The following is a 23,324-nucleotide window of genomic DNA, read 5'->3' as shown; positions in this document are numbered from 1 at the left end:
ATGACGGAACGGGTGAAACGGAAGATCGGACGATGGGTGGCAGGCGTGCTCGGCGCGCTGCTGATGCCGCTCGCGCTCGCGCAGCCGCCCCATGGCGGTCATGGGTTCGGCGGCCACGGCTTCGGTGGCGGCGACATACGCGCGTACGGTCAGCCGGCAGGCGGCCTGCCCGTCTGGCGCCACGTCGCACCTCCCGCCGGTGCCGGCGGCGTGAGCGGCTACGGCTCCCGCTGGGGGCTGCGGCCGACGCCGTCGTACGGCCATTACGCCGCGCAAAGCCCGTATCGCCCGATCAGTGCCGACGCGCGCCAGATGCCGCGCCCGCCGGGCGGCGGCAACGTGCCGCTGCGCGCCGGTTCGATCCGCGCCGACGTCGCGCGCTACAACGAGGAGCGCGGCGGCCGTCCGATGCCGCCGCCCCGCTCGCAGGAAGAGCCTGCGCATTCGCCGTTTTTCTCCCCGTTCTACCGAAACTGACCGCCCCCGCGCGCGTCCCTCCGCCGGCTGATGCGAATTCGCCACAGTCGCGCACAGATTTCCGCTGATTTTCCCGCCGCATTGCGCTATCTTTCGCGCCCGGTTCGGGTGCGCCACGCCGCCGCCCTGCCGCGCGACCGCGCGCACGCGCGGCCGCCGGCGGGCAGCCGGCCATGGATCAAATCCGCGAAGTTAATGCTGCCGCTATACCCGCAATAAGCGTGCGCAATTTTGACCGGACGAATGATCCGTAAAGATGGCTGCGCCCCATACGACGCAAGCACTCGGCTCCAAACAACAACGCTCGCGCCACCTATCGACTATTCGACAAAACCTGGAGATCCCATGAAAGCACTCGCTCGCCGTGCGTCGCGCACGTCCGTCAAGCTGATCGCCGCGGCCGCCTGCGTGGCCGCGGCCGCACCCGTCCATGCACAATCGAGCGTGTCGCTCTACGGTCAGGTCGACGAATGGATCGGCGCCACCAAGTTCCCGGGCGGCGACCGTGCATGGAACGTGAGCGGCGGCGGGATGTCGACGTCGTACTGGGGCCTGCACGGCGCCGAGGATCTCGGCAACGGCTACAAGGCGATCTTCACGCTGGAAAGCTTCTTCCGCGCACAGAACGGCCAGTTCGGCCGCTTCCAGGGCGACACGTTCTTCGCGCGCAACGCGTACGTCGGCATCGATTCGCCGTACGGCACGGTAACGGCCGGGCGCCTGACGACGCACCTGTTCCTGTCGACGATCCTGTTCAACCCGTTCTACGACTCGTACACGTTCTCGCCGATGGTGTACCACGTGTTCCTCGGCCTCGGCACGTTCCCGACCTACCCGAGCGATCAGGGTGCGGTGGGCGATTCGGGCTGGAACAACGCGCTGTCGTATACGTCGCCGTCGTTCGGTGGCCTGAATTTCGGCGCGATGTACGCACTCGGCAACCAGGCCGGCGACAACGGCTCGAAGAAGTGGAGCGCGCAGTTCAACTACGCGAACGGCCCGTTCGCGGCGACCGCGGTCTACCAGTACGTGAACTTCAACAACGGCCCGCGTGACCTGAGCGCGCTGGTGGCCGGCATGAAGAGCCAGGGCATCGCGCAAGTCGGCGCGACCTACGATCTGAAGTACGTGAAGCTGTTCGGCCAGTACATGTACACGAAGAACGACCAGGTCGCGGGCAGCTGGCACGTGAACACCGCGCAAGGCGGTGTGTCGGTGCCGCTCGGCGTCGGCAACGCGATGGCGTCGTACGCGTACTCGCGCGATGCGGGCGGCCTCGACCAGACGCGCCAGACGTGGGCCGTCGGCTACGACTATCCGCTGTCCAAGCGCACGGACGTCTACGCTGCGTACATGAACGATCACATCAGCGGCCTGTCGACCGGCAACACGTTCGGCGCCGGTATCCGCGCGAAGTTCTGACGCGCACGCGCGAGCGCCGCGCCGGCCGCGCGCGAAAAGCGCGGCCGGGCTGCATGATTTCCCGCCACAACGGCGCCGCCACCCGCGGCGCCGTTTTGCCTTTCTTGACCTTTCTGTTTCCTCGCCTTTGCTACCCTATCTCGTAATTGGACCATTCCCCGTCATTACGAGCTAGTTCGATGGATACCCTCGTCAGCATGAATGTGTTTCGCTACGTCGTCGAAGTGGGCAGCTTCGTCGGCGCGGCCGAACGCATGCAGATGTCGGCTGCGATGGCGAGCAAGCACGTGATGCATCTCGAGCAGCAGCTCGGTGCGCGGCTGCTGCATCGCACGACACGACGCGTCGCCCCTACCGAGGCCGGACGCGAATACTATGAGCGCCTCGTGCAGGCGCTGTCGGAACTCGACGAAGCCGGGCAGGCCGTCGGCGCCGCGAGCGTGGTGCCGCAAGGCAGGCTGCGCGTGACGTCGCTGTCCGCGTTCGGATTGCGCCACGTGATGCAGGCCGTCACCGACTATGCGGGTCGGTTCCCGGACGTGATCGTCGACATGACGTTGTCCGATCGCGTGGTCGACCTGATCGAGGAAGGCTACGACGTCGCGGTGCGCGCGGCGCCGAACGGATTGAAATCGTCGTCGCTGGTCGCGCGGCAGATCGCGACCGCGCACATCCTGCTGGTCGCGTCGCCCGAGTATCTCGAAAAGCACGGCACGCCCGCGACGATCGCCGATCTCGCGCATCACAACTACCTGCGGCGCGACTCGAATTCGACGATGCTCGACGCGCTGGTGATCGACGCGGCCGCCGCGTCGCGCGTGAACCTGAACGGCAACCTGATCGTGAATCACCTCGAGGGGCTGCGTGCAGCCGTGCTCGCGGGCGCGGGTATCGCGCTGCTCGGCACCGAGGTGGTCGGCGACGACATCGAGTCCGGCCGGCTCGTGCCGGTGCTGCTCGATGCGGTGCCGCCGCACGAGGCGCCGATCTATGCGGTCTATGCGAGCCGTCGTCACGTGTCCGCGAAGGTACGTTCGTTCGTCGACTTCCTGGCTGCGCGTTTCGAAGGGCAGTCGCTGTGCCCGTCGATCGAATCGCGCCTGCGCGTGCTGCCGATCACGCGGATGAAGCGCGCGGTGTGAGCGTGCCGTTCCCGCCGCGGCGGGACGATGAAAAAAACGCGAACCGCTGCGGTTCGCGTTTTTTTATGTCCGACGGCATGCGCGGTGCCGGCGGCCGCGATGGCCGCCGCCGCCGTCAGCGCGGAATGCCGAGTCGCGCCTTCGCGTCGTCGTACTCGCGCTTCAGGCGCTCGACCAGCGCGCTGACGCTCGGCAGGTCGTCCATCAGGCCGACACCCTGGCCGGCACCCCAGATGTCCTTCCACGCCTTCGTCTTGTCGCTGCCGAAATTCATCTTGGTCTTGTCGGATTCCGGCAGCGCGTCCGGATCGAGGCCGGCCTTCTCGATGCTCTCGCGGATGTAGTTGCCGTGCACGCCGGTGAAGAGGTTCGTGTAGATGATGTCCGACGATTTCGCGTTCACGATCGCGTGCTTGTAGTCGTCGATCGCGTGCGCTTCCTGCGTCGCGATGAAGCGCGTGCCCATGTATGCGAAGTCGGCGCCCATCGCCTGCGCGGCGAGGATCGAGCCGCCGTTCGCGATCGAGCCGGACAGCACGATCGGGCCGTCGAACACCTTGCGGACTTCGCCGACGAGCGCGAACGGCGACGTCGTGCCCGCGTGGCCGCCGGCGCCGGCCGCGACGAGGATCAGCCCGTCGACGCCGGCTTCGAGCGCCTTCTGCGCATGGCGCAGGTTGATCACGTCGTGCAGCACGATGCCGCCGTAGCTGTGCACCGCGTCGACGATCTCGCGCGCCGGTGCGCGCAGGCTCGTGATGAAGATCGGCACCTTGTGCTCGACGCACACGCGCACGTCGTGCTCGAGCCGCGCATTCGACTGGTGGACGATCTGGTTGACCGCGATCGGGCCGATCACCGCGTCCGGGTGCTTCGCCTTGTGGTCGGCGAGCTCGGCCTGGATCTGCGTGAGCCACTCGTCGAGCAGTTCGGCCGGGCGGGCGTTGAGTGCGGGGAACGAACCGACGATGCCCGCCTTGCATTGCGCGAGCACGAGTTCGGGGTAGCTGACGATGAACATCGGCGACGCGATGACGGGCAGCGTCAGGTTCTGCAGGACAGCGGGCAAGGCCATGTGATGTCTCCAGTCTCGAGGGGCGGCGCCCTGACGCCGATACCCTGCGTTGCGGTCGAACGGTAATTTGAGTGTAGCTGCGAACGCGTTCGTTCATATTAATACGAACGATCGTGCGATTCTACGCGAGCTTAACAAAATGTGCGGCGTGCAGGCAATCGAGTGAGTGTTCTCTTTCTATGGTTTCCGGTGCTTACCGCGCTGTGAAGATGCGCGCGCGCTCCTAAAATAGCCGCCATAACAAACCAACGAGAAACAAACCATGTCGTTTGAGGCGTTTGCACCGTTTCGCGTGAGGGTGCAGGACACCGACATCTTCGGTGTCAAAGGAGGCGCGGGCCCGCCGCTGCTGTTGCTGCACGGGCATCCGCAAACCCACATGATCTGGCATCGCGTCGCGGCGACGCTGGCGAATCATTTCACGGTGATCGCCACCGACCTGCGCGGTTACGGCGCGTCGGGCAAACCGCCGAGCGACGCGCAGCATGCGCCGTATTCGAAACGGGCGATGGCGGCGGACCAGGTCGCGGTGATGCGGCATTTCGGCTTCAAGCACTTCCACGTATGCGCACACGATCGCGGTGCGCGGGTCGCGCATCGGCTCGCGCTCGATCACGCGGACGCCGTCGAGCGGATGATGCTGCTCGATATCGCGCCGACGCTCGCGATGTACGAGAAAACCGATCGCGCATTCGCGACCGCGTACTTCCACTGGTTCTTCCTGATCCAGCCGGAGCCGCTGCCCGAGACGCTGATCGGCGCGCACACCGACGCGTACATCGAGCGCGTGATGGGCAACCGGTCCGCCGGCCTCGCGCCGTTCGCGCCCGAGGCGCTCGCCGCGTACCGCGCCGCGCTCGCGCAGCCGGGCGCCGTGCATGCGATGTGCGAGGACTACCGCGCATCGGCGACGATCGACCTCGAACACGACCGTGCGGATCTCGAGCGCGGCAACAAGGTCGCGTGCCCGCTGCGCGTGCTGTGGGGCGAGAACGGGATCGTCGGCCGCTGCTTCGATCCGCTCGACGAATGGCGCCGCGTCGCGCGCGACGTCAGCGGCCGCGCGCTCGACTGCGGGCACTACATTCCGGAAGAGGCGCCCGCCGCGCTGATCGACGAACTGCTCGCGTTCTTCGACGCGCGCGACGCGGCCGCCTGAGCGTGCGGTTGGCCGGCGTGCGCGGCCCGCCGCTCAGCGGTGCGCGCCGTCGTCCTCGACGAGCGGCGGCAGCCGGCGCGGCACCGGCGTCGATTTCACGATCGCGGTGCTCGTCTCGGCGCGCTCCGTCACTTTCGACAGGATACCGTCGAGGTGCTCGATCGTGCGCAGGTACAGCCGGCAGATGAAGCAGTCGTCGCCGGTGACCTTGTCGACCTCCACGAATTCCGGCATCCGCCGCAGCATCTCCTCGACGAGATGCAGCTGGCCCGGCAGCGGCTTCACGCGGACGATCGCCTGCAGCGTGTAGCCGAGCGCGCGCGGGTCGAGTTCGACGGTGAACGCGGCGATCACGCCTTGCGCCTCGAGCCGCCGCACGCGGTCGGCGGTCGCGGGCGCCGACAGTCCGATCTGGCGGGCCAGTTCGCTGGTGGCGATGCGCGCGTCGTCGGCCAGCGCCGCGAGGATCGCGCGGTCGGTCGCGTCGAGCGACGCGACGGCGGGCGGGGAAAGGCGTTTCGGCATGATCGCTTTTCTTTCGAAGGTGAATCGGTCGATTTACTTCAGTTTAGCCGTGGCTGTCGCGAAAGCAAGTTTCTAGAATCGAAGTCATCCACTCTTCTGAACAGAGGTCACGATGGCTTCGAATGAAATCCGCCGCGGCGCCGCCGAGATGGTCGTCGCGATGATGATGTCCGGCACGATCGGCTGGCTCGTGATGTCGTCGCAGCAGCCGCTGACGAACGTCGTGTTCTTCCGCTGCCTGTTCGGCGCCGCGACGCTCGCGATCGTATGCGCGGCGTTCGGCTTCCTGCGCCGTGCGCTGTTCTCGCCGCGGATGCTCGCGCTGGCGACGCTCGGCAGCGTCGCGATCGTCGCGAACTGGCTGCTGCTGTTCGCCGCGTATTCGCGCGCGTCGATCTCGATGGCGACCGCCGTCTACAACACGCAGCCGTTCATGCTCGTCGCGCTCGGCGCGATTGTGTTCCGGGAGCGGATCTCCGCGTCGACGATCGCGTGGCTCGCGCTCGCATTCGTCGGGCTCGTCGCCGTGGTGCGCGTCGAGCCGGCCGTGCTCGCGGTGCCGGGCGAATATCTGGAGGGCGTCGCGCTGTCGCTCGGTGCGGCGTTCCTGTATGCGATTTCGTCGATCGTCACGAAGCACCTGAAGGGCACGCCGCCGCATCTGCTCGCGCTGCTGCAGGCCGGCCTCGGCGTGCTGCTGCTCGCGCCGTTCGCGCACTTCGGCACGTTGCCGGCGACCGCCGCGCAATGGCTCGACCTCGTCGTGCTCGGTGTCGTCAACACGGGCCTGATGTACGTGCTGCTGTACGGCGCGATCCAGAAGCTGCCGACCGCGATGACCGGCGCGCTGTCGTTCGTCTATCCGGTCGTCGCGATCGTCGTCGATCGCGTTGCGTTCGGCCAGACGCTCGCATGGACGCAGGTGGTCGGCGCGCTGCTGATCCTGCTCGCGGCGGCCGGCGTGAATCTCGGCTGGCGCATCGTGCCCGCGCGTCGCGCGGCGGTCGGGAACTGAAACGATCGTGCGATTCGGCGCTGCCGCGGGGCGTCGCGGCGCGTAGCCGCGGTGCGTCGAATCCGCATGTCGGGAACGCATACTACGCATGGACGGCACGGATCGCGCGAGCGAAAAGCCGCGCGCCCGCACGCGTGAAAGATGCTGTAAGAAGTTGTAGGGAAACACCCGATGCGATGCCGTCGCGTCGCTCGTATGATGCGGGCTGTGACGTTGATCACGTTCACAGGATTCCGATCTCGTGCCGTTCGCCCGCCAGGCTGAACGGCTTTTTTTTATGCGCCGCTCCGCGCGAGCAGGCGCCGCCGCGCATCGAGCTGCGCGAGCAACGCGCGCCTCGCGTCGTCGTCCGATGCGCGCCACCCCTTGATCTCGTCGCGCGTGCGCAGGCAACCCGCGCACCAGTCGGTGCGCGGATCGATCCGGCAGACGTCGGTGCACGGCGAGCCGACCGTGCCGGCCTGCACCGGCACGTCGCTCATGCGGGCTCCCGCAGCGCGACGTCCGCGACTGGCGCGCCCGTGAGCGACACGAGTTCGTTCGGCGACAGGTTGAACACCGCGTGCGGATGACCGGCGGCCGCCCACAGGCTGTCGAGCGCGAGCAGGTCGGCGTCGATCAGCGTGACCGGTTCGACGAGATGGCCGATCGGGCAGACGCCGCCGATCGCGTAGCCGGTGTTGTCGCGCACGAACTTCGCATCCGCGCGGCCGACCGCGCCCACTTGCGCGGCGACCTTCTTCTCGTCGACGCGATTGACGCCGCTCGCGACCACGAGCACGGGCGCGCCGTCCGACTGGCGGCGAAACAGGATCGATTTCGCGATCTGCGCGACCGAGCAGCCGAGCCCGGCCGCGGCCTCGGCCGACGTCTTGCCGGTTTCCGCGAGCATCACGATGTCTTTCGCATGGCCGCGCTCGCGCAGCAGCAGCGCGACGCGTCGCGCGGAATCGGGGAGGGAATCGAATGAAGCGGGTGTCGTCATGTTGAGGAATCCGTCGAATACCGGGGTCATGCGCAGTTCGCGGCGTCGGCCGCGCTCTGCGCCTTGGCGAGCAATGCGCGACCGGCGCGCGACACGTTGGCGCGGCCGATCGCGGTCGAGATGAAGTCGCCGGCGGCGACGACCTGCGCGAGATCGACGCCGGTGTCGATGCCGAGGCCCTGCATCAGATACAGCACGTCCTCGGTCGCGACGTTGCCGGTCGCGCCTTTCGCGTACGGGCAGCCGCCGAGGCCCGCGACCGACGCGTGAAAGATCTCGATCCCTTCGAACAGCGCCGCGTAGATGTTCGCGAGCGCCTGGCCGTAGGTGTCGTGAAAGTGGCCCGACAGGCGTTCGCGCGGGAACACGCGCGTGACGGCCGCGAGCACGTCGCGCGTGCGCTTCGGCGTGCCGACGCCGATCGTGTCGGCGATGTCGATCTCGTCGCAGCCGAGCGCCGCGAAGCGCTCGACGACGTCGACGACCGACGCGACCGGCACGTCGCCCTGATAGGGGCAGCCGAGCGCGCACGACACGCTGCCGCGCAGCCGCACGCCCGCATCCTTCGCCGCCTTCGCGACGGGTTCGAAGCGCGCGATGCTCTCGGCGATGCTGCAGTTGATGTTCCGTTGCGAGAACGCCTCGCTCGCGGCGCCGAAGATCACCACTTCGTCGGCGCGCGCGGCGAGCGCGTTCTCGAAGCCCTTCAGGTTCGGCGTGAGCACCGAGTACACGGTGCCCGCGCGGCGCTCGATCCCGGCCATCACGTCGGCGCCGTCGGACATCTGCGGCACCCATTTCGGCGACACGAACGATGCGGCTTCGATGTTGCGCAAGCCGGCGCGCGACAGCCGGTCGACGAGCGCGATCTTCACGTCGGTCGGCACGAAGGTCTTCTCGTTCTGCAGCCCGTCGCGCGGGCCGACTTCGACGATCTTGACGGAGGTGGGGAAGGTCATGGTTGTCTCCTGATTGGTCTGTCGGTTCAGTAGCCGCGTGCGTAGTCGACAATGCCGCCAACATGTTCGCCGCGCTCGAGCGCGCGGATCTTGCCGGCGATCTGCGCGACGGCTTCGTCGCGCAGCGTTTCGGCCGAGCTGTGCGGCGTGATCGTGATGCGCGGTGCGTGCCAGAACGGATGGTCTTCCGGCAGCGGCTCCCGATGGAACACGTCGAGCGTCGCGGCGGCGATCCGGCCGCTCGACAGCGCGTCGAGCAGGTCGGCGTCGACGAGATGCGCGCCGCGCGCGACGTTGACCACATACGCGCCGGGCGCGAGCCGCGCGAACGCGTGCGACGACAGGATGCCGTCGGTGTCGGGCGTGCTCGGCAGCAGATTGACGAGCACCTTCGCGCCGTCCAGGCATGCATCGAACGCGCCGTCGCCGGCGAAGGTCGTGACGCCGTCGAGCTGCTTCGGGCTGCGGCTGTATCCGCGCACGGGCAGGCCGAGCGCGGCGAGCGCGAGCGCGACCTGCGTGCCGAGCACGCCGAGGCCGAGCACGGCGACGGTGAAGCCGGCGCGCGCATGCGGTTCGAGCGGCTGCCAGCGGCGCGCGCGCTGCAGCGCTTCGTATTCGTCGAAGCGGCGCAGGTAGCGCAGTACCGCGTGCGTCACGTACTCGACCATCTGCCGCGCCATGCCCGAATCTTCGAGCCGCACGAGCGGCACGTGCGGCGGCAGCGTGCCCGGATGCGCGCGCTCGAGCGCGAGCAGCGCGTCGACGCCGGCGCCGAGGTTGAAGATCGCGCGCAGACCGTCGCGCGGCGTGAAGAATTCGCGCGGCGCGCGCCACACGAGCGCGTAATCGGCGGCGGCCGTGTCGCCCGGCTGCCACGCGCGCAGTTCGGCTTCCGGCAGCGCCTGCGCGATCTCGTCGCGCCACGCCGCGGCTTCCTGGTGCGGGGAATGGAACAGGATCTTCATCGGACGACGGCGCGCGTGCGGGCGACGCGCGCAGCGGGAACGGCGACAGAAGCCGGGCGCGGCGCGCCGGCGGGCGTAGCGGACATGGGGCGTCTCCTGACGACCGGGCGCCCGGCGCGTCGGCGCCCGGCCCCGGTTCCGTGTGAAGCTGACGGGAAGCCCACATTCTACGGTTTCGCGGCGCAACGCGCCGGTACGCGGGGCGGCCCGGTGCGGGCGGTCGTCCCCCGCTCGCCGGGCCACGCAAAAGCAAAGCACAAAATATTGGTTCGGCCGCCGGGCGCGCCGCGCCACAATCGAATCCCGTTTTCAGGCAAGCGAGGGCAATCATGCGCGCATGCAGCAAATCGGCATGGCCGCCGCGGCTCGTGACCGTTCCGGGCCTGCACGGCAGCGAAGGCGCTCACTGGCAGACCTGGCTCGAGAGGCAGTTTCCGCGCTCGCTGCGCGTCGAGCAGGACGACTGGGACGCGCCCGATCTCGCGGGGTGGGCGCGCTCGGTACGCGCGTTGCTCGACCGCGAACGCGGCCCGTTCGTGCTGGCCGCGCACAGCTTCGGCTGCCTCGCGACCGCGCATGCGCTCGCGCAGTGGCCGCATGCGGGCGACGTCGCGGGCGTGCTGCTCGTCGCGCCGGCCAGTCCGAAGAAATTCACGTTCGCCGGGCCGTTCGACGCGCGCCGGCTCGCCGTGCCGTCGATCGTGATCGGCAGCGAGACCGATCCGTGGATGCCGCTCGCCGACGCGCGCACGCTCGCGCAGCACCTGGGCAGCGCGTTCGTGAACCTCGGCGACGCCGGGCACATCAACACCGCGGCCGGCTTCGGGCCGTGGCCGCGCGCGAAGTATTTCATCGACACGCTCGTCCACTGCGCGGCGCCGCTGCGCTTTCGCGATACGGACGACGGCTTCGAAGCCGCGCTCGTCGACCGCGCGCTCGCGCACGCGATCTGACGGGTCGGGCAGGCGGCGCGCGCGGCACGGCGAGGGCCGCGCCACGCCGCGGCGCCGGGCTTACACGGCGGAGACGGGCTTGACGGCGGCCGGGTCCGAGTAACTGGGCCGGCCGTTCTCGACGTGGCCGGCGAACCGGCGCGAGAACGTGCCGTTCGCACCGTCGCTCACCGTGACGTCATACCAGTGGTGGCTCGACGCGAGCGCATACTGCTCGACGCGTTCGTCGCCGCCGTGCAGGGTGACCTGCCGCGGCGGCGCGCCGTATGCGTTGTCGGTCAGCGAGAGCGTGACGTGCGCGCCGCCATGGTTGCGCAGCTTCAGGTACAGGTTCCCGTTCGCGACGTCGTAGCCGGCCTTCACTTCCGGCTGCGCCGCATTGCGATGCGGCACGGCCGGGGCCGACACGTTGCCCGAGAACACGCGCACGAAACCGTTCGGCCCGTACACCGCGAACGTGTACGCGCCGTGCGTCGCCGTCAGGTCGAAGTCCGCATGCAGCACGCGGCGCGCGCCGACCGTGTAGCGCCACGGGCCGTCGGTGCGGTTCGTCGCATACACGTGGAAGTGCGCGCCCTGGTTGCCGCGGTTCGCGAACTCGATGCGCAGGCGCGTCCCGTCGATGCTCGCATTCACGTGCAGTTCGTACGGCAGCGCACGCGCGGGCCGCACGCCGGGCTCCTGCGGGTCGACCGGCGACGGCGTCGCGGGCACCGTCGGCGCGGGCTGCGACGTGCACTGCTGGTCGGCGATCGAGCGGTACTGGCTGGTATCGGGCAGCGGCGGGAACGACGCGTCGGACGAACGGAAGTCGAACGCGGCGGTGAGGTCGCCGCACACGGTGCGGCGCCACGGCGTGATGTTCGGCTCGTCGATGCCGAAGCGCTCGCCGATGAAGCGGATCACCGACGTGTGGTCGAACACCTGCGAGCACACGAAGCCGCCCTTCGTCCACGGCGACACGACCGTCATCGGCACGCGCGGCCCGAGGCCGTAGGGCAGGCCGTCGGCCGTGTAGCTGCCGCCGCGGCCGGGATTCACGACCGTGTGCAGCTCGCCGTCGGTCGTCACGGTCGACGCGCCCTGCGCGGCCGACGTCGGCGGCTGCGGCGGCACGATGTGGTCGAAGAAGCCGTCGTTTTCGTCATACATGATGAACAGCACGGTCTTGCGCCAGACGTCGGGGTTCGACGTGAGCGCATCGAGGATCTGCGACGTGTAGTTCGCGCCGTACGCGGGCGTGTATTTCGGATGCTCGGAGAACGCGGCGGGCGGGCACAGCCACGACACCTGCGGCAGCCGGTCGTTGATCACGTCGTCCTTCAGGTTGTCGAGCGTGCGCGCCGTCTGCGCGCGCTGGTACAGCGACGAACCGGGCTTCGCATTGATGAAGTTCGCGAAGTTCTGCAGCACGTTCGTGCCGTAGTTGCCGTTGTACGGATCGTTGCCGGTCGTGCCCTGCTGGTAGATCTGCCACGACACGCCATGCGCTTCGAGACGCTCGGGAAAGGTCGTCCACGACAGCAGCTGGTACGCGGGCGGCCCGTCGCCGTCCACATAGTCGCTGTTGTCGAGCAGCGGGCCGCCGAACTTGCCGGTCGGATCGACCGTGCCCGTCATCAGGTACGAACGGTTCGGGTGCGTCGGCCCCGGCAGCGAACAGAAGTAGTGGTCGCACACGGTGAACGCATCGGCGAGCGCGTAGTGGAACGGGATGTCCTCGCGCACGTGATAGCCCATCGTCATGTCGGTCTTGTTTGCGGGCCACTGGTCGTAGCGGCCGCCGTCGATCGCCGCGTGCGTCTTGTACCACGAGTGGTCGAGATCGCCGACGCACTGCGCGCTCGTCGTCAGCGTGTTCAGCCGGAACGGCAGCACCGGTTTCGACGGATCGGCCTTCGACGGCTGGTACCACACCGGCTTGCCGTTCGGCAGCGGAATCGGGAAGCGGTCGTTGTAGCCGCGCACACCGCGCAGGTGTCCGAAGTAATGGTCGAACGAGCGGTTCTCCTGCATGAACACGACGATGTGCTCGACATCGCGGATCGTGCCGGTGCCGCGCGCGGCGGGAATCGCGAGCGCGCGGCGGATCGATTCGGGGAAGGCGTTCAGGGCGACGGCGGCGCCCGCGGATTGTGCGACGGTATGCAGGAAACGGCGGCGGCTCGATGACGTCATGTTGTTTCACCTCGGTTCTGCTGCGGTCGGGGGATGAAAGCGGCGGGATCAGCCGGGCGACGACGCGGCGGTACTCGACGCACCCGCATTGGCCGCGGGCTTCGCGTCGTCGTCGTCATCGGGCGGGTAGTGCACGACGGGCGGCGCGAGCGGCGCGGCATCGGACGCGGCGCGGTTCGCGGCGGCATCGTTGTTGAACGCGCTGGCGGAGCCGGCCGATGCGCCGGCCTGCTGCGACGCGTCGGTCGCGTGTGCGTCGTGCGGCGCGTCGTCGCTGCAGGCGGCGACGAGAGCGGCGGCACAAAGAACGACGACGGAAACGCGATGCATGACTTCTCTCCTGGCGGGCTGATCGGGAAACGTTTTCGAGTATGCCGATGCGATGCGACGTTTCGGTGAATCGTTTGCGACCGGCGCGTGATCGCACGATGCTTTCGACATCCTGACCAAGTGCTTTCGCGCGATCGGCGGCACGCAATATTTGCCGATGCGGATGCGGGCAGGGCGCTTTTACGTGGATGCGATCGCATATGCGGCAGCGTCGCCGTTCATGATGACCGTGTGCAGCCGGTCGCGTTGCGTCAGCGCCGCGGCGTGCGTCGCCGCACCTCGCTGCGCAGCCAGTCGAGCCACGTGCGGATGGCCGCTTCGTGCGGATGGCCGGGGCGCCACACCACGTAGTGCGCATACACGTCGGTCACGCGCACTGTCGACACGCGCACGAGCGAGCCGTTCGCGAGTTCGGGTTCGATCAGCGAGCGGCGCGCGAGCGCGACGCCGCGGCCTTTCAGCGCGGCGTCGATCAGCGCATTCGCATCGGTGAATCGCGGGGCGCGCGCGGATTCGGTGAGGTCGAGCCGTGCGGCCTGAAGCCACGGTTCCCACGGCTGCGCGGGATGGCGCAGCAGCGTCGCGCGCACGAGGTCGGCCGGCGCGCGTGGCGCGATGCCGTCGCGATTGCGGTATGCGGGGCTCGCGACCGGAAAGATCGTCTCGTTCATCAGCTTCTCGGCGACGACGCCCGGCCACGCGCCGGGCCCGTAGCGCAGCGCGACGTCGATACGGTCGCGCTTGCGCAGCGGCGCGAGCGCGACCTCCGGGTGCAGTGCGATCGCGATGTGCGGGTGCGCGGCCGAGAAGCGCGGCAGGCGCGGCGCGAGCCAGCGCTCGGCGACGCTCGGCAGCACGCTGACGTTGAGCGTGACGTCGCACGTGCGCGGGCGGCTGCGCGTGGCGAGGGCCGGCTCGAACGCGCGTTCGAGCACGCTCAGGCCCTGGCGCACCTGCAGCGCGAGCGCGTGCGCGGCGTGCGTCGGCGTCGCGCCGTTGCGCTCGCGCGTGAAGAGCGGATAGCCGAGCTGCGCCTCGAGGGCGCGGATGTGCTGGCTGACGGCGCCTTGCGTGAGCGCGAGCGCGTCGGCCGCGCGCGTGAAGCTCTGCAGCCGCACGGCGGTCTCGAACGCACGCAGCGTCTGCAGCGGAGGAAGGTGGATGCGTCGCATGCGGGTATTAGTAACACTAATGCCCGAGCACGACAATTCATCGTTTGCGGCGCGCGGGCCCGCGTTCCTACACTCGGTTCCGTCTCCCACAGCCCGTCGGGCCACGCCACCATGAACGCATATCGTCTCTATCTTTCGCCGGGCACCTGCTCGCTTGCCGCCCACATCGCCCTGGAGGAAACCGGCGCGCCGTTCGACGTCGAAATCGTCTCCGTGCGGCAGCAACAGAATCTCGAAGCGCGCTATCTCGCGATCAACGCGAAGGCGCGCGTGCCGGTGCTCGCGATTCCGGGCGAGCCGCGCGTGCTGACCGAAACGCCGGCGATCCTCACGTATCTCGCGCGCCGTCATCCCGACGCGCAATTGCTGCCGCTCGGCGATTCGCTGCGCGAGGCGCGGTGCCACGAATGGCTCGCGTGGCTGGTCGGCTGGGTGCACGGTGTCGGCTACGGCGCGCTGTGGCGGCCGGGCCGCTTCATCGGCGATCCGGCGCTGCACGGCGCCGTCAGCACGCACGGGCGCGGCGTGATCGAAGCCGCAAACGACACGATCGAAGCGGCGCTGGCCGACGGCCGTATGTGGGCCGAGCCCGGCGCCCACTCGATCGTCGATCCGTTCCTGTTCGTGTTGTATCGCTGGGGTGTCGCGATCGGGCTCGACATGACGCGGCATCCCGCGTGGACCGCCCATGCGCAGCGCGAGGCCGAACGACCGGCCGCCCGGCGCGCGCTGGCGCGGGAAGCGGCCTGACGCAAGCGCGGCGGCTAGCGCGCGGCGAACAGCGGATAGGTCGCGCCCGCGACCAGCGCGGCCGCGAGCCACACCACGCTCCACGAACCGGCCGCGAGGAGCGGCGGGATCGCGAGCGGCGTCGCGAACAGCCCGAGATAGACGATCGTGTTCGCCATTCCGAGCGCGGTGCCCGCGTGGTTGGCGCCCGCGAGCGTTGCGAGCTCCGTATACGCGACGCCGTGCCACGCCGACACGCAGACGCCGGCGCACACGAGAATCGCGACGATCGCCGCGAGCGGGACAGCCGGGCTGCCGGCCGTCGCCGCGGCGAGCAGCGCGAACGACCCGGCCGCGACGAGCACCGAACCGCGCAGGTACGCACGCCGGTTGCCGTGCCGGTCGGTATGGCGGCCGCTCCACACGCGCATCACCATCGCGCCGAGCTGCAGCGCGACCATCGCCGTGCTGATGCCGGCGAGGCCGAGCCGCCCGAAGTCGTGCAGGAACACCGTCGCGAACGTGAGCACCGCGAATTGCGGTGCGCACAGCGCGCCGATGCCGAGCACGATGCGCCACACGGGGCCGCTCGTCAGCGGGCCGCGGCTGCGCGGGGCGGCACGATGCGCGGGCCCGGTCGCACGTGGCGCGGCGATGGCTGCGGCGGCCGCGACGGCCGGGGCCGCGGGCGGTTCGTGCAACCAGCGCCAGGTCAGCGCCGCCGATCCGGCGCACAGCAGCATCAGCGCGCCGAATACCGCGGCAAAGCCGAGGTGCGAGGCGAGCGACGGCAGCAGCGCCGCGCCGATGCCGCCGCCCAGCGGCACGGCCGTCTGACGGATGCTCATCGCGAGCCCGCGTTCGCGCTCGCCGAACCAGCGCATCACCGCGCGCCCGCTCGACCCGTTCACGCTGCCGCCGAGCAGCCCGACGCAGCACATCGCCGCGACGACGCGCAGCAGCGGCGGCACGCCGTGCGCGGTCGGGACGATCGTGGTCACCATCAGCGCGAACATCGCGGCCGTCGCGACGAGCCCGGCGAGCAGCACGCGGCGGTCGCCGAAGCGGTCGGCGGCCATCCCCCACGGCAGCTCGGACAGCGCGACGCCGAAGCCGAGCGCGCCGAGCACGAGGCCGAGTGCGTGGTTGTCGAGGTGGTACGCCGTCCGCATCCAGACGGCCGTGGTCGGAATGCCGGCCGCCGCCGCCGAGAAGCTCATGTTCGCGGCGACGCCGGCGGCCAGCACGCGCCAGCGATGGGCGGGACCGCGCGCAGCGCGGGTGGGCGAGGAGGGGGAAGCGACGTACGAGGTATCCATGACGGCAGGCCCGGTTGGAAATTGACATCGACAGTCTGGCGGCCTACATTCATCCTGAAAATCGGAAAGTTCTTGATGGATCGTTCGATAAAATAGGATGGTTGAGATGTCCGGACAAGACGTTCCGCGCGGCGACGGCGAGTCGTTCGCGCAAGCCGATGCCGCACGGGTGCGGCCCAACTTCGACGTGGCGGCGCTGCGCAGCCTCGTCGCGGGCGTGGATCTCGGCAGTTTTGCGAAGGCGGCCGATCGCGTCGCACGCTCGTCGTCGGCGGTGAGCGCGCAGATCCGCAAGCTCGAGGAGCAGGCCGGCACGCCGCTGTTCGTGAAAGCCGGGCGCGGGCTGGCGCTGACCGACGCCGGCGACGCGATGCTGCGCTATGCGCGGCGAATGATCGAGCTGAACGACGAGGCGGCCGCGGCGGTGCGCGGGATGAATCTCGACGGCTGGGTGCGCGTCGGGCTGCAGGAGGATTTCGGCGAGGCGATTTTGCCCGACGTGCTCGGGCGGTTCGCGCGCGCGCATCCGAAGGTGCGGATCGAGGCGCGCGTCGCGCGCAATGCCGACCTGCTCGACCGGCTCGACGCGAACCAGCTCGATCTCGCGCTGGTGTGGGGCGACCCGGCATCGGCGGCGCTGGTGGCGCGTGCGGGCGTCGACAGCGAAGCGATCGCGCACGTGCCGATGCAGTGGGTCGGCGCGGCGGGCCCGGGCGCGGGCGGTTTCGGCACGCCGGGCGGCGGCACGGAGGCCGACGACACGGAGGCGCCGCGCGGCGAAACGGGCATCGGCGCGATGGCCGTGCCGGGCGAGCCGCTGCCGCTCGTCGTGTTCGACCGGCCGTGCCGGTTCTTCGGCGCGGCGACCGCCGCGCTCGACCGCGCCGGCATGCCCTGGCGCGTTGCGTTCACGACGCCGAGTCTCGCCGGGTTATGGGCCGCGGCGGCGGCCGGCCTCGGGCTGACGGTGCGCTCGCACTACGGGCTGCCGGCGTCGGTGCGCGTGCTCGATGCGGCTTCGTGCGGGCTGCCGGCGCTGCCCAGCCTGCCGCTGATCCTGCTGCGGCGCACGTCGTCGGCGACGCCGACCGTCGATCGGCTCGCGCGGATCGTGAAGCAGGCGGTGCGGGAGGCGACGGAGGGGGCGGTGCTGGCGGCGTGACAAGACGCTCGCTTTGCGCCGTGGGTTGCGGTGCGGTTCGGCAAGCCCTCTGCCGATCGGTCGAATGGATCGATCGCGTGAACCTGATTACAGTGGGGTTCACTTGAAACGGAGGTCATCATGCAAGACGCGAATACACCCGGCGGCAGCGACGTCGATCGGCGTCAAAGGACAGATGCCGCGATTCACGGCGACAGGGCTTCAGCCGATCGGCGCGTGACGGCCGATGCGCCCGTGCGGTTCGGCGTGCTGCAAGGGCAGGCCCGGATCGCGGACGATTTCGACGCTCCGCTGCCCGATGACCTGCTGGATGCTTTCGAAGGGCGCTGATGCGGTTGTTGCTCGATACGCGCATCTTTTTGTGGGTCGTGACCCACGACCCCAGGCTCAGCGCACGGGTGCGCAGTCTTGGCCGCCGACGGGATTCATGCCGCTGCGATGTCCGGCTCGACTTCGTTCAGTGCCGCCCGGATCGCCGCCAGCCGCGCCCTCAACGCGTCACTCGCCGGCACGAACGGCAGCCGCAGCCCGTCCTCGCACCAGCCTTGCGCGGCCAGCACGGCCTTCACCGGCGCCGGGTTCGGCTCCGCGAACAGCGCCGCGACGAGCGGCTGCAGCGCGACCGACAGGCGCCGTGCATCGGCGAGCCGGCCGTCGCGCAGCAGCGCATGGATGCGCACGTGCCATTCGGGCAGCACGTGCGCGCTGCTCGCGATCGCGCCGTGTGCGCCGGCGCACATCGCCGCGAAGTTCTGGTTGTCGTCGCCGGACAGGATCGCGAGCGGCGTGTCGTGCACGAGCCGGCTCATCCGGTCGAGCGTGCCGCCGCACTCCTTGATGCCCGCGACCCGCGCGTCGCGCGCGAGCGCCTGCAGCGTCTCCAGTTCGACGTTCACGCCCGTGCGGTACGGGATGTTGTAGACGAGCACCGGCAGGTCGGCCGCGTCGACGATCGCCTCGACGTGGCGGCGGATGCCGTCCTGCGTCGGCCGGACGTAGACGGGCGGCGTGACGAGCAGCCCGTCGGGCCGCAACGCCGCGAGTTCGCGCGCACGGGCCGCCGCGAGATGCGTCGCGCTCGCGGTCAGCCCGACGACGATCGGCAGCCCGGGCGCCGCTTCGCGCAGCGTCGCGAACACCGCGTCCTGTTCGCGCGCGTCGAGCAGCACGCCTTCACCGGTCGTCGCGCCCGCGACGAAGCCCGCGATGCCCGCGGCCGCATAGTGGCGCGCGAGCCGCGCGAGCGCGGCGTGGTCGACTTCGCCGTGATGGAACGGCGTGATGATCGGCAGCCAGATACCTTCGAAACGTGTGTTCATGCAAAGCCTCATGATGGAAACGGAGTGGGAAGGAACCGTTCCGCCGGCGCAGGGCCGGAGCGAGGCGTGCAAGCAAGGAAAGAGAAACGACCTGCGGGCATCCCGTCCGGCATTCGCCTGACGGGACGCGACGTCCCCGTCAGTCGAGGAGTCGTTTTTTCAGTTTCAGCCCGGCCGCGCGCGCACCTGCCGCGACGGCGGCGAGGATCGGAAGCGAGCGCAGGGTAGCGGACATGGAGGAACCGTAAGTGGGCTGAGCGGCGATCTTAACACCGGTTACGATCCGCGCGCGAGCGCGCGCCGCCGTTTAGCAGAATTCGAGATTTGCTTTCCACGACTGATTGGAAAGCGTGCCGCGCGCGGCCGCTAGAATGCCCGCTTACGTTTGGATGACAGCGCGTACGCGTGCCGTCACGCACATTCACCACCACTGGAAACGGGGCATATCACGATGGCAAGCATGAAGGGGATCGGTCGCTGGCTGCACACGGGCGCGGCGGCGGCGCTGGTCGTGGCGGCGACGGCCGCGCACGCGGATACGTCGATCCTGAACGTGTCGTACGACGTGACGCGTGAGCTGTACAAGGACATCAACGCAAGCTTCGCCGCCGCGTACAAGCAGAAGACCGGCGAGACGGTCGCGATCAAGCAGTCTCACGGCGCGTCGAGCGCGCAGGCGCTGTCGGTGCTGCAGGGGCTGCAGGCCGACGTCGTGACGATGAACCAGCCGAACGACATCGACCTGCTCGCCGAGCGTGGCCAGTTGCTGCCGAAGGACTGGCGCGCGCGTTTCCCGGACAACAGCTCGCCGTACTCGACCACGATGGTGTTCCTCGTGCGCAAGGGCAACCCGAAGGCGATCAAGGACTGGAGCGACCTCGCGAAGCCGGGTGTGCAGGTGATCATCGCGAACCCGAAGACGTCGGGCAACGGCCGCTATGCGTATCTCGCCGCGTGGGGCTTCCAGAAGCAGAAGGGCGCGACCGACCAGCAGGCGATCGACTTCGAGAAGGCGATCTTCCGCAACGTGCCGGTGCTCGACTCCGGCGGCCGGGGCGCGACGACGACGTTCACGCAGCGCGGCATCGGCGACGTGCTGGTCACGTTCGAGAACGAAGTCGCGCTGATGGACACAGGCGCGTCGGGCGCGCAGTTCGACGCCGTGTATCCGTCGGCGAGCATCCTCGCGGAGCCGCCTGTCGCCGTCGTCGACAAGGTCGTCGACAAGAAGGGCACGCGCAAGGTCGCGCAGGCGTATCTCGACTACCTGTATACGCCGGAAGCGCAGGAGATCATCGCGCAGCACCATCTGCGCCCGCGCGACGCGAACGTGCTGAAGAAGCATGCGGCCGAATTCAAGCCGCTGAAGACGTTCAGCGTCGAGCAGGTCTTCGGCAGCTGGGCCAACGCGCAGAAGACGCACTTCGCCGACGGCGGCACGTTCGACCAGGTGATCGTCGACCGCAAGTGAGCGGCGCGCATATCGTGCGCGCCTCCGCACGCTGACGACGCAGCCGGCCGCTTCCGCGGCCGGTTTTTTTTCGCCGCGCAGCCGGCGGCGCGGCGGAAGCCCGTTCCGAACCGGCACGCATACCCGGCCGCCGCCGCGCGTGCTACGCTCATCGCCTCCCTGCTTCCGGCGCCGCGCGATGAACGTCGATTCGTCCTCCCCAGCTCCCCGCGGCCGTGGCCGCAAGCTCTGGTCGGGCACGCGCCCGGTCGTCGCGTACGGGATGCCGCCGCCCGGCTGGCGCGACCTTTATCACCGCGCGCTGACGGTGAGCTGGCCCGTCTTCTTCCTGGCGCTCGCTGCGCTGTTCCTGCTGCTCAACGGCGTCTTCGCGGTGCTCTACCTGCTCGGCCACGCGTCGATCGCGAACCAGTCGCCGGCCGGCTTCGGCGGCGCGTTCTTTTTCAGCGTCGAGACGCTCGCGACCGTCGGGTATGGCGACATGCATCCGCAGACCGTCTATGCGCACCTGGTCGCGACGCTCGAGATCTTCATCGGGATGTCGGGCATCGCGATGGCCACGGGGCTGGTGTTCGCGCGGTTTTCACGGCCGCAGGCGAAGATCCTGTTCGCGCGCTATGCGGTCGTGCGGCCGTTGAACGGCCGGATGACGCTGATGGTGCGCGCCGCGAATGCACGCCAGAACGTGATTGCCGAGGCGCAGGCGAAGTTGCGGCTGATGCGCGTCGAAGGCACGCACGAGGGCTACACGCTGCGCAAGATCCACGACCTGCCGCTCGTGCGCAGCGAGCATCCGATCTTCCTGCTCGGCTGGAACCTGATGCACGTGATCGACGAATCGAGCGCGCTGTTCGGCGAGACGCCCGAATCGCTCGCCGCGCGCGACGCGTCGTTGCTGATCACGATCGAAGGCTCGGACGAGACGACCGCGCAGGTGATGCAGGCGCGTCATTCGTGGACGCATGGCGAGATCCGCTGGCGTCACCGCTATGTCGACCTGATGCACGACGAGGACGGCATCACGCATATCGACTACACGCATTTTCATGACGTGGTGCCGGTCGATGTCGATACCGACGAACGGGGCTCGCCGGGCGCGGTGGTCGATGCGGGCGCTGCGTCGGGGCCGGCCGCGTAATGGCGCGCGCGGGTGGTCGGGCGGCGCCTGCGCCCGCGTTCGCGCATTACGCGTCTACTCGTCAAGCGTGCAGCAGACGGGCCGCCTCGCGCTGTTCGATCGCGACCGCGCGCCGGAACGCGTCGCGATCCTCGGCGCGCGCGACGTAGTCGCCGAGCACGCCTTCGTGCGGCAGCAGATGCGCGTCGAATGCGATTTTCAGCGTGCTGGCGAGCAGCAGGTCGGCCGCGGTGAAACGGTCGCCGACGAGCCACGGATCATGGGCGAGCGCTTGCGCCAGTGCGCGCTGCACCCGTGCGATGTTGCCCCAGCCGAACGCGACCGGATTGCCCGACGCGCCGGTGAATTTTTCGGCCATCGCCGGTTCGAGGCAGGTCGGCGTGAAGAACATCCATTGGAGGAAACGGCCGCGCAGCGGATCGTCGGGCGCGACGCCGAGCCCGGCACCGGGACAACGGTCGGCAAGATAGAGCAGCACGGCGCCCGATTCGGCGAACGGGACGCTACCGTCGTCGAGCGCGGGCAGCTTGGCCATCGGGTTGACCTGCACGAACGCGTCGCTGCCCTGTTCGTGCGAGCGCAGGTCGATCGGCACGAGTTCGTACACCACGCCGAGCTCCTCGAGCATCCACAACGCCCGGAATGCCCGGGTCTTCGGCCAGTAATAGAGCTTCATCGCGCCTCCGCGTTCGGGTGCAGCTGTCGGTCCGGTGATGCTCAAGCGTACCCGAGCGCCGAAGGTTCGGACAGGGGCGGCCGGTCGACGATGGCAAGCGGCGGGCGATGGTTGGATGGGGGTACGTCGAGCGTGGATCGGGCGGAAAGAGGGGCAAAGGCTTATGTTGCAAGGAGGTTTATTCATAACTAGTTATATTGATACTAGTTATGAACGGCGCCTGCAATTTTGATTTGAGCCGGACTCATGCGAATGGCATCGCGGAGCCGGCAGCGTCGGCTCATACGGAAGCACGGCAACACGGCAACACGGCATCCGCCGGCGGTCGCCGACGCATCGCGAAACATGGAATTAATCGGAGAGCTCCACGCATGGCAAACGACGATCGCACCACAATCATTCCAGGACGAACGCCGGAATCTGCGGAGATGGTGGCCGAGATCAAGCGGGCGATGTCGATCACTGCGCGGATCAATCGCCTGACGTTCGACGATGCCGCCGAAGTTCGTGCGTTGTTCGGCGATCTGATCGGCACGCCAGTGGACGACCGCTTCGTCCTGATCCCGCCGTTTTACGCGACGGGCGGTACCGGCATGAAGCTCGGGCGCAACGTGTTCGTCAACCAGAACTGCACGTTCTACGATCTCGGCGGGCTCGAAATCGGCGATGACGTGATGATCGGGCCGAACGTCAGCCTGATCACGTCCGGCCATCCCGTCGAACCTTCCCGGCGGCGCGAGTTCGTCGTCGCGAAGCCGATCGTGATCGGGCGGAACGTATGGATCGGTGCCGGCGCGACGATCATCGGCGGCGTGATGGTAGGCGAGAACGCGGTGGTTGGCGCGGGTTCGGTCGTTACGCGGGACGTTCCGCCGAATACGCTGGTCGGTGGAAATCCGGCGCGGATCATTCGATCGATTGCCGAGTGACGGTGGCTGAGCGCCTCTTCAGCGGCGACGTGAATGTGGACAACCGGCCCCGCCGACCACTCGAAACGCTGTGGATGCGAACGGTGAGTGTATCGCTGGAGCCAGCATCGGCGGGACTTCCCGGCATTCGACACCGCTCGCGGGCAGATGCATGAGCCGACATTGCCGATGCGCTGGCCGCACATTCCTGCGCGGCGTCGGTTGTGGATATCCCGGCCCTC

At 68.9% G+C, this 23,324-nt stretch carries 24 protein-coding genes; 12 read left to right on the top strand and 12 right to left on the bottom strand.

Going from position 1 to position 23,324, the window contains the following annotated elements; translation table 11 throughout:
• From WJ16_RS15085 to WJ16_RS15075, 3 genes are all read left to right on the top strand, one after another.
• Positions 1-477, top strand: a complete 477-nt coding sequence (locus WJ16_RS15085; protein ID WP_069257737.1) for a peptide-binding protein — start codon at positions 1-3, stop codon at positions 475-477.
• A gap of 345 nt (positions 478-822) precedes the next feature.
• The gene (locus WJ16_RS15080) at positions 823-1,899 is read left to right on the top strand and encodes a porin (RefSeq protein WP_069257736.1); all 1,077 of its coding nucleotides are present in this window, start codon (positions 823-825) and stop codon (positions 1,897-1,899) included.
• Positions 1,900-2,078: 179 nt separating this feature from the next.
• Positions 2,079-3,041 carry a LysR family transcriptional regulator gene (locus WJ16_RS15075; protein WP_069257735.1) on the top strand — a complete coding sequence of 321 codons (963 nt, stop codon included), beginning with the start codon at positions 2,079-2,081 and terminating at the stop codon, positions 3,039-3,041.
• Positions 3,042-3,156: 115 nt separating this feature from the next.
• Here the strand turns inward: WJ16_RS15075 and WJ16_RS15070 are convergent, their stop codons facing one another.
• On the bottom strand, positions 3,157-4,116 hold the full coding sequence (locus WJ16_RS15070; protein ID WP_069257734.1) for an NAD(P)H-dependent flavin oxidoreductase: 960 nt from the start codon (positions 4,114-4,116) through the stop codon (positions 3,157-3,159).
• Between the two features lie 262 nt (positions 4,117-4,378).
• Between WJ16_RS15070 and WJ16_RS15065 the strand changes: the two genes are divergently transcribed.
• Positions 4,379-5,275 (top strand): alpha/beta fold hydrolase, encoded by an 897-nt coding sequence (locus tag WJ16_RS15065; RefSeq protein ID WP_069257733.1) that lies wholly within the window; start codon positions 4,379-4,381, stop codon positions 5,273-5,275.
• 33 nt (positions 5,276-5,308) lie between these two features.
• On the opposite strand, the gene WJ16_RS15060 is transcribed toward WJ16_RS15065, so the two are convergent.
• Entirely contained in the window at positions 5,309-5,800 is a 492-nt protein-coding gene (locus WJ16_RS15060; RefSeq protein WP_069257732.1) for an Lrp/AsnC family transcriptional regulator, read from the bottom strand.
• A 112-nt stretch (positions 5,801-5,912) separates the two neighbouring features.
• On the opposite strand from WJ16_RS15060, the gene WJ16_RS15055 reads away from it, so the two are divergent.
• On the top strand, positions 5,913-6,815 hold the full coding sequence (locus WJ16_RS15055) for a DMT family transporter (protein WP_069257731.1): 903 nt from the start codon (positions 5,913-5,915) through the stop codon (positions 6,813-6,815).
• Positions 6,816-7,090: 275 nt separating this feature from the next.
• Here WJ16_RS15055 and WJ16_RS15050 read toward each other — a convergent pair whose 3' ends face one another.
• Genes WJ16_RS15050 through WJ16_RS15035 form a run of 4 tightly spaced genes read right to left on the bottom strand, consistent with a single transcriptional unit; the run spans position 7,091 to position 9,727 of the window.
• Positions 7,091-7,297, bottom strand: a complete 207-nt coding sequence (locus WJ16_RS15050) for a DUF1289 domain-containing protein (protein WP_069257730.1) — start codon at positions 7,295-7,297, stop codon at positions 7,091-7,093.
• On the bottom strand, positions 7,294-7,800 hold the full coding sequence (locus WJ16_RS15045; protein ID WP_069257729.1) for a YbaK/EbsC family protein: 507 nt from the start codon (positions 7,798-7,800) through the stop codon (positions 7,294-7,296). The genes WJ16_RS15050 and WJ16_RS15045 overlap by 4 nt, the downstream gene beginning before the upstream one ends.
• Positions 7,801-7,826: 26 nt before the next feature.
• On the bottom strand, positions 7,827-8,759 hold the full coding sequence (locus tag WJ16_RS15040) for a hydroxymethylglutaryl-CoA lyase (RefSeq protein WP_069257728.1): 933 nt from the start codon (positions 8,757-8,759) through the stop codon (positions 7,827-7,829).
• A gap of 26 nt (positions 8,760-8,785) precedes the next feature.
• Entirely contained in the window at positions 8,786-9,727 is a 942-nt protein-coding gene (locus tag WJ16_RS15035) for a 2-hydroxyacid dehydrogenase (protein ID WP_069257727.1), read from the bottom strand.
• A gap of 329 nt (positions 9,728-10,056) precedes the next feature.
• On the opposite strand from WJ16_RS15035, the gene WJ16_RS15030 reads away from it, so the two are divergent.
• Positions 10,057-10,680, top strand: a complete 624-nt coding sequence (locus WJ16_RS15030; RefSeq protein ID WP_069257726.1) for an RBBP9/YdeN family alpha/beta hydrolase — start codon at positions 10,057-10,059, stop codon at positions 10,678-10,680.
• A gap of 60 nt (positions 10,681-10,740) precedes the next feature.
• Here WJ16_RS15030 and WJ16_RS15025 read toward each other — a convergent pair whose 3' ends face one another.
• From WJ16_RS15025 to WJ16_RS15015, 3 genes are all read right to left on the bottom strand, one after another.
• Positions 10,741-12,858: a phosphocholine-specific phospholipase C gene (locus tag WJ16_RS15025; RefSeq protein ID WP_069257725.1), complete on the bottom strand. Its 2,118-nt coding sequence runs from the start codon at positions 12,856-12,858 to the stop codon at positions 10,741-10,743.
• 48 nt (positions 12,859-12,906) lie between these two features.
• Positions 12,907-13,188, bottom strand: a complete 282-nt coding sequence (locus tag WJ16_RS15020; protein ID WP_069257724.1) for a hypothetical protein — start codon at positions 13,186-13,188, stop codon at positions 12,907-12,909.
• Between the two features lie 251 nt (positions 13,189-13,439).
• Positions 13,440-14,360, bottom strand: a complete 921-nt coding sequence (locus WJ16_RS15015; RefSeq protein WP_069257723.1) for a LysR substrate-binding domain-containing protein — start codon at positions 14,358-14,360, stop codon at positions 13,440-13,442.
• A 111-nt stretch (positions 14,361-14,471) separates the two neighbouring features.
• Between WJ16_RS15015 and WJ16_RS15010 the strand changes: the two genes are divergently transcribed.
• Entirely contained in the window at positions 14,472-15,110 is a 639-nt protein-coding gene (locus tag WJ16_RS15010) for a glutathione S-transferase family protein (RefSeq protein WP_069257722.1), read from the top strand.
• A gap of 14 nt (positions 15,111-15,124) precedes the next feature.
• Here the strand turns inward: WJ16_RS15010 and WJ16_RS15005 are convergent, their stop codons facing one another.
• Positions 15,125-16,408, bottom strand: coding sequence for an MFS transporter (locus tag WJ16_RS15005; RefSeq protein WP_069257721.1), 1,284 nt, complete (start codon positions 16,406-16,408; stop codon positions 15,125-15,127).
• A gap of 106 nt (positions 16,409-16,514) precedes the next feature.
• Between WJ16_RS15005 and WJ16_RS15000 the strand changes: the two genes are divergently transcribed.
• Both WJ16_RS15000 and WJ16_RS14995 read left to right on the top strand, forming a co-directional pair.
• A complete protein-coding gene (locus tag WJ16_RS15000) occupies positions 16,515-17,570 on the top strand; it encodes a LysR substrate-binding domain-containing protein (protein ID WP_069257720.1) in 1,056 nt (351 codons plus the stop codon).
• Positions 17,571-17,690: 120 nt separating this feature from the next.
• Positions 17,691-17,900 (top strand): hypothetical protein, encoded by a 210-nt coding sequence (locus WJ16_RS14995; RefSeq protein ID WP_069257719.1) that lies wholly within the window; start codon positions 17,691-17,693, stop codon positions 17,898-17,900.
• A 95-nt stretch (positions 17,901-17,995) separates the two neighbouring features.
• On the opposite strand, the gene dapA is transcribed toward WJ16_RS14995, so the two are convergent.
• A complete protein-coding gene (gene dapA / locus WJ16_RS14990) occupies positions 17,996-18,889 on the bottom strand; it encodes a 4-hydroxy-tetrahydrodipicolinate synthase (RefSeq protein ID WP_069257718.1) in 894 nt (297 codons plus the stop codon).
• A 451-nt stretch (positions 18,890-19,340) separates the two neighbouring features.
• Here dapA and WJ16_RS14985 point away from each other — a divergent pair, with 451 nt between their 5' ends.
• Both WJ16_RS14985 and WJ16_RS14980 read left to right on the top strand, forming a co-directional pair.
• Complete coding sequence (locus tag WJ16_RS14985) at positions 19,341-20,360, top strand: sulfate ABC transporter substrate-binding protein (RefSeq protein ID WP_069257717.1); 1,020 nt, start codon at positions 19,341-19,343, stop codon at positions 20,358-20,360.
• Positions 20,361-20,538: 178 nt separating this feature from the next.
• Positions 20,539-21,498, top strand: coding sequence for an ion channel (locus WJ16_RS14980; protein ID WP_069257716.1), 960 nt, complete (start codon positions 20,539-20,541; stop codon positions 21,496-21,498).
• 61 nt (positions 21,499-21,559) lie between these two features.
• Here the strand turns inward: WJ16_RS14980 and WJ16_RS14975 are convergent, their stop codons facing one another.
• Complete coding sequence (locus WJ16_RS14975; protein ID WP_069257715.1) at positions 21,560-22,174, bottom strand: glutathione S-transferase family protein; 615 nt, start codon at positions 22,172-22,174, stop codon at positions 21,560-21,562.
• A gap of 371 nt (positions 22,175-22,545) precedes the next feature.
• On the opposite strand from WJ16_RS14975, the gene WJ16_RS14970 reads away from it, so the two are divergent.
• Positions 22,546-23,103, top strand: a complete 558-nt coding sequence (locus tag WJ16_RS14970; RefSeq protein WP_069257714.1) for a sugar O-acetyltransferase — start codon at positions 22,546-22,548, stop codon at positions 23,101-23,103.
• Positions 23,104-23,324: the final 221 nt, after the last annotated feature.

It is taken from the genome of Burkholderia metallica (genome assembly GCF_001718555.1).
GTDB classification, from domain to species: domain Bacteria; phylum Pseudomonadota; class Gammaproteobacteria; order Burkholderiales; family Burkholderiaceae; genus Burkholderia; species Burkholderia metallica.
The sequence above is the reverse complement of the archived record's forward strand: the minus strand, read 5'-3'. Positions and strand labels throughout refer to the sequence as shown.

Bases quoted from the DNA above. Each gene is read 5' to 3' on its own strand.
- WJ16_RS15085 (WP_069257737.1), top strand. From the start codon at position 1: ATGACGGAACGGGTGAAACGGAAGATCGGACGATGGGTGGCAGGCGTG.
- WJ16_RS15055 (WP_069257731.1), top strand. From the start codon at position 5,913: ATGGCTTCGAATGAAATCCGCCGCGGCGCCGCCGAGATGGTCGTCGCG.
- WJ16_RS14985 (WP_069257717.1), top strand. From the start codon at position 19,341: ATGGCAAGCATGAAGGGGATCGGTCGCTGGCTGCACACGGGCGCGGCG.
- WJ16_RS15070 (WP_069257734.1), bottom strand. From the start codon at position 4,116: ATGGCCTTGCCCGCTGTCCTGCAGAACCTGACGCTGCCCGTCATCGCG.
- WJ16_RS15080 (WP_069257736.1), top strand. From the start codon at position 823: ATGAAAGCACTCGCTCGCCGTGCGTCGCGCACGTCCGTCAAGCTGATC.
- WJ16_RS15020 (WP_069257724.1), bottom strand. From the start codon at position 13,188: ATGCATCGCGTTTCCGTCGTCGTTCTTTGTGCCGCCGCTCTCGTCGCC.
- WJ16_RS15000 (WP_069257720.1), top strand. From the start codon at position 16,515: ATGTCCGGACAAGACGTTCCGCGCGGCGACGGCGAGTCGTTCGCGCAA.
- WJ16_RS15050 (WP_069257730.1), bottom strand. From the start codon at position 7,297: ATGAGCGACGTGCCGGTGCAGGCCGGCACGGTCGGCTCGCCGTGCACC.
- WJ16_RS15010 (WP_069257722.1), top strand. From the start codon at position 14,472: ATGAACGCATATCGTCTCTATCTTTCGCCGGGCACCTGCTCGCTTGCC.
- WJ16_RS15045 (WP_069257729.1), bottom strand. From the start codon at position 7,800: ATGACGACACCCGCTTCATTCGATTCCCTCCCCGATTCCGCGCGACGC.
- WJ16_RS15025 (WP_069257725.1), bottom strand. From the start codon at position 12,858: ATGACGTCATCGAGCCGCCGCCGTTTCCTGCATACCGTCGCACAATCC.
- dapA (WP_069257718.1), bottom strand. From the start codon at position 18,889: ATGAACACACGTTTCGAAGGTATCTGGCTGCCGATCATCACGCCGTTC.
- WJ16_RS14980 (WP_069257716.1), top strand. From the start codon at position 20,539: ATGAACGTCGATTCGTCCTCCCCAGCTCCCCGCGGCCGTGGCCGCAAG.
- WJ16_RS15035 (WP_069257727.1), bottom strand. From the start codon at position 9,727: ATGAAGATCCTGTTCCATTCCCCGCACCAGGAAGCCGCGGCGTGGCGC.
- WJ16_RS15015 (WP_069257723.1), bottom strand. From the start codon at position 14,360: ATGCGACGCATCCACCTTCCTCCGCTGCAGACGCTGCGTGCGTTCGAG.
- WJ16_RS15040 (WP_069257728.1), bottom strand. From the start codon at position 8,759: ATGACCTTCCCCACCTCCGTCAAGATCGTCGAAGTCGGCCCGCGCGAC.
- WJ16_RS15075 (WP_069257735.1), top strand. From the start codon at position 2,079: ATGGATACCCTCGTCAGCATGAATGTGTTTCGCTACGTCGTCGAAGTG.
- WJ16_RS14995 (WP_069257719.1), top strand. From the start codon at position 17,691: ATGCAAGACGCGAATACACCCGGCGGCAGCGACGTCGATCGGCGTCAA.
- WJ16_RS15030 (WP_069257726.1), top strand. From the start codon at position 10,057: ATGCGCGCATGCAGCAAATCGGCATGGCCGCCGCGGCTCGTGACCGTT.
- WJ16_RS15005 (WP_069257721.1), bottom strand. From the start codon at position 16,408: ATGGATACCTCGTACGTCGCTTCCCCCTCCTCGCCCACCCGCGCTGCG.
- WJ16_RS15065 (WP_069257733.1), top strand. From the start codon at position 4,379: ATGTCGTTTGAGGCGTTTGCACCGTTTCGCGTGAGGGTGCAGGACACC.
- WJ16_RS14970 (WP_069257714.1), top strand. From the start codon at position 22,546: ATGGCAAACGACGATCGCACCACAATCATTCCAGGACGAACGCCGGAA.
- WJ16_RS15060 (WP_069257732.1), bottom strand. From the start codon at position 5,800: ATGCCGAAACGCCTTTCCCCGCCCGCCGTCGCGTCGCTCGACGCGACC.
- WJ16_RS14975 (WP_069257715.1), bottom strand. From the start codon at position 22,174: ATGAAGCTCTATTACTGGCCGAAGACCCGGGCATTCCGGGCGTTGTGG.